Genomic DNA, 4,204 nt, shown 5'->3' on the forward strand with positions numbered 1-4,204 from the left:
CCGACGCCGGACCCGCCCACGGCCCACCGGTCAACCCGGCAATCACCGCATCAAACGCTGACGCCGACCCCGCCAACTCCGCAGCCAACCCCTGCCACGCCGACGCCGCCACAAACAACGGCCCCGCACCAGCACCAGCGAAAATCCGCGCCGAATTGATCTCCGGCGGCAACCACGCAAACTCAGGAACCATTCCAACCCCAAACCAACCAGCCGCACCAACGGCACCGACACCAACCGAACACCAAACACTCACCAACCCACGGGCGGATCGTAAGCCAACCCGCACCCAAAAACTCCAGATTCGCCGAATTATCCATAAATATTGGATAAGAGCCGGTCCACCAGCGCGCCAGATCTCAGAACTATCTCGGCGGGGCCGAGCAGCCATGCCTGCGTAATGTCAATGCCGTGGACAACAATTGTCCGCTTCATTGGTTCGCCGAGTGATTTCCCCGTCGCCAGCACGACGGAAGGCAGTGCCCGCGCCGACGCCGGCCAATCGCGCGGGGTACGGCAAGAAACGCCTGCTCAGCCCGCGATGGATCGGCTACGCCGGATGTGTCGTCCGGCGGTTTGAGGTCTGCACGGTCCATACCCGGCCATCGCCGGAGACCCCGAGACCAGGCGAAAGGCTTACCATCGGAAAATTGGCGCTCGGACCTGCTAGAAAAGGTTCTTGAAGAAGCCTGAAAGCCCGTTGCCGAAGACCAACAGTCCCGAGCTTCCCGTCCCGGAGTTCAGGATGCCCGAAGTCGTGACACCCGCGATGGCGATGCCCGCGTTCTGGACAGCCGCATTATAGAAACCCGCGTTCCCGTAGCCGGTGTCGAGCGCGCCCGAGTTGCCGCCAAAGGTACTCGTGGTGCTGGTGTTGACGTAGCCCGAGTTGCCGAATCCCGAATTTTGAATACCCGAGTTGCCGCTACCATTTGGGTCGTTCTGACCGAAGCCCGAGTTACCGGTGCCGACATTGAAGAAGCCGGAGTTAGGGCCGGGATGGGTCGTAGCGCTGAAGAACCCGGTGTTGAGTGCGCCCCCGTTGAAGCCGCCGGTGTTGGTGTTGCCCGCGTTGACGAAACCGGTATTGACGTCACCCGCGTTCCCGAAACCGGAGTTGATGTCGCCCGCGTTGAAAAAGCCGGTGTTGACGTTGCCAGAATTACCGAAGCTGGTGTTCGAGTTGCCGGCATTGAAGCTGCCGGCATTGAAGTTGCCGGAATCGAAGAAGCCGAAGTTGCCGGCCCCGGCGTTTACGGCACCGGTGTTTGTGCTGCCACCGTTCCAGAATCCGGTGTTGATGTTGCCCGCGTTTCCGAAGCCCGTGTTTCCCACGCCAGAATTACCGAAGCCCACGTTGCTGGTACCCGAGTTGAAGAAGCCCACGTTCCCGCTGCCTGAGTTGAATAAACCGACATTGTTGCTGCCGGAGTTCAATGCGCCGAAGCCAATTTGACCGTTGCCGGTGAGCCCGAAGCCGATGTTGTTGTTCCCGGTGTTCCCGAAGCCGAAATTGCCATTGCCGGTATTGCCGAAGCCGACGTTGTTGCTTCCGGAATTCCCGCTGCCGAAGTTGAAGGTACCACCATTACCGTTGCCAAAATTTGTCTCACCGATATTGCCGCTGCCGACGTTGGTGTTGCCGATGTTGCCGCCGCCCAGATTGGTGCTGCCGATGTTGCCGCTGCCCAGGTTTTGGCTGCCGAAGTTGCCGCTGCCGAAGTTGAAGTTGCCGACGTTGCCGCTGCCCAGGTTGATGTCACCCTGGTTGCCGCTACCGACGTTGGTGCTGCCGATATTGCCGCTGCCCAGGTTGAACGAGCCGATGTTGCCGCTGCCGAGGTTCGTGTCACCGATGTTGCCGCTGCCCAGGTTGAGGGAGCCGATGTTGCCGAAACCGAAGTTGATGCCCTGAAGAGGTGCCGGAACGGCGCTGGCCGCCTGCGCTGACGGTGCGCCGGCCGCTGCGCCGGCCCCCGTCGCACCACCGACCAGACTCGACAACCCGGGCAACCCCGCCACCGAACCCGACCAGGAAGCCAACTGAGCAGCCGCCGCCGAGACCCCACCGTGATAACCCACCATGGCCGCCACATCGGCCGCCCACATCTCCTCATAGACACCCTCGGCAGCCGCAATCGCCGGCGCATTCTGACCAAACAGATTCGACATCACCAACTGCACAAACACATCGCGATTAGCCGCCACCGCCAACGGATGAACCACCGCCGCCCGCGCCGCCTCAAACGCCCCCACCACCGCCTGCGCCTGCGCCGCCGCACCCGCGGCCCGCGCCGCCGCCGCACTCAACCACCCCGAATACGGAGCCGCCACCGCCACCATCGCCGCAGCCGCCGGACCCTGCCACGCCGAACCCGGCCCCCCCGCCAACCCCGAAGTCACCGACCCAAACGCCGCCGCCGCCGACCCCAACTCGTCGGCCAACCCAGCCCACGCCGCCGCCGCCGCCAACATCGGCCCCGAACCCGCACCAGAAAACATCCGCAACGAATTAACCTCCGGCGGCAACACCGAAAAATTCATCGACCCGCCCCTCCTTCAACGGAATATTCTCAACACCACCCACCGGCGTTACCGCAACCACCACAGCAGCACCCACCGCCAACCACCCCACACCTGCCCAGCAACCACCGCTCCTGGCAGCGACCCTAGGCCACACCCCCCACCAAACCCCCGCATTTACCCCCACCACAAACCCGTGTCGGCCACCCAACCACCACAAGGAAACGGTTCCCCCGGGTATGGGATGCCGCCGCCCATGTCGGCGTGGAGAAATCCGCGGGGAGCAGCTCCAGACCCGGCTGCTACCGGAAAAACCCGGAAATTCCGGTGCCGGAATTGAAGCCACCGGAGTTCTGATCGCCGGAATTAACGATGCCCGAGCTGTCGTCACCGGAATTCGAGATGCCTGCAAGCGTATTACCCGAGTTGACAAATCCGGCATTGTTGGTGCCGATATTGCTGAAACCGGAATTGAAGCCGGGGATCAGCGCGGGCCCCGCATTCGAGAATCCCGAATTACCGGTCCCTGTGTTGAAGAAGCCAGAGTTGACAGCACCGTTGGGATCACTGTTCCCAAAGCCTGAGTTTCCCGCACCTTGGTTGTCGAATCCGGAATTCAAGACCGGTTGGTCCACCGCGCTGGCGAAACCGGTGTTGAGGTTGCCGCCGTTGAAGCCGCCGGTGTTGGTGTCACCGCCATTGAAAAAGCCGGTATTGACATTGCCCCCGTTCCAGAACCCGGTGTTCGAGTCGCCCGCGTTCAAAAAACCGGTATTTCCGGCACCAGAATTCCCGAAGCCGGTGTTATGGGTCCCCACGTTGAAGCTGCCAAAGTTTCCGTTGCCTGCATCAAAAATACCAAAGTTGGCGTTGCCCGCGCTACCAATGCTAGTATTTGAATTGCCCGCGTTCCAGAAGCCGGTATTGAAGTCGCCCGCGTTACCGAAACCCGTATTCCCATTGCCCGAGTTCATCCAGCCGATGTTGTTGTTACCCGAGTTGAAGAAGCCGATGTTGTTGTTGCCCGAGTTGAACAATCCGATATTGTTGCTCCCCGAGTTCAATGCGCCGAAGCCAATTTGACCGTTTCCGGTGAGCCCGAAGCCGATGTTGTTACTACCCAAATTGCCGAAGCCGATATTGCCACTGCCGTTGTTACCGAAGCCGATGTTGTTACCACCGGAATTCCCGCCACCGAGGGAAAAGTCGCCGGTGTTTCCGCTGCCCAGGCACACGTCTCCCTGGTTTCCACCGCCGATGTTGATGGTGCCGAAGTTTCCGCTGCCCAGGTTGAGGCTGCCGATGTTGCCGCTGCCCAGATTTCCGCTGCCGAAGTTTCCGCTGCCGAAGTTGTAGTCGCCGGTGTTTCCGCTGCCGGTGTTCGCGGTCCCAGTGTTCCCGCCACCCCAGTTCACGCTTCCGTAGTTCCCGCTGCCGAGGTTCCAGTCGCCGATATTGCCGCTGCCCAGGTTGAGCCCGCCGATGTTGCCGCTGCCCAGGTTGTACGAACCGATGTTGCCGAAACCCAGGTTGAAGACGAAGTCGTCAAGCCATTGCGAAACCGCCGCCGGGCCGGTGGTTGCCTGTGCGGCGAGCGCTGACGGTGCGCCGGCCCCCGTCGCACCACCGACCAGACTCGACAACCCGGGCAACCCCGCCACCGAACCCGACCAGGAAGGGT

The 4,204-nt window shown here is 61.7% G+C and carries 3 protein-coding genes and 1 pseudogene; all 4 read right to left on the reverse strand.

Going from position 1 to position 4,204, the window contains the following annotated elements:
• Positions 1 to 193: PPE domain-containing protein (locus tag AWC07_RS02370; protein ID WP_139829486.1), on the reverse strand; the 193-nt coding region annotated here is incomplete at its 3' end.
• A 473-nt stretch (positions 194 to 666) separates the two neighbouring features.
• Positions 667 to 2,022: a beta strand repeat-containing protein gene (locus AWC07_RS29975; RefSeq protein ID WP_482805304.1), complete on the reverse strand. Its 1,356-nt coding sequence runs from the start codon at positions 2,020 to 2,022 to the stop codon at positions 667 to 669.
• Positions 2,023 to 2,036: 14 nt separating this feature from the next.
• A pseudogene (locus AWC07_RS29980) lies at positions 2,037 to 2,544 on the reverse strand (PPE family protein); the annotation flags it as partial.
• Positions 2,545 to 2,825: 281 nt separating this feature from the next.
• On the reverse strand, positions 2,826 to 4,204 hold a 1,379-nt coding region (locus tag AWC07_RS02380), incomplete at its 5' end, for a beta strand repeat-containing protein (protein ID WP_208622340.1).

This window comes from Mycobacterium gastri (assembly GCF_002102175.1).
GTDB lineage: Bacteria > Actinomycetota > Actinomycetes > Mycobacteriales > Mycobacteriaceae > Mycobacterium > Mycobacterium gastri.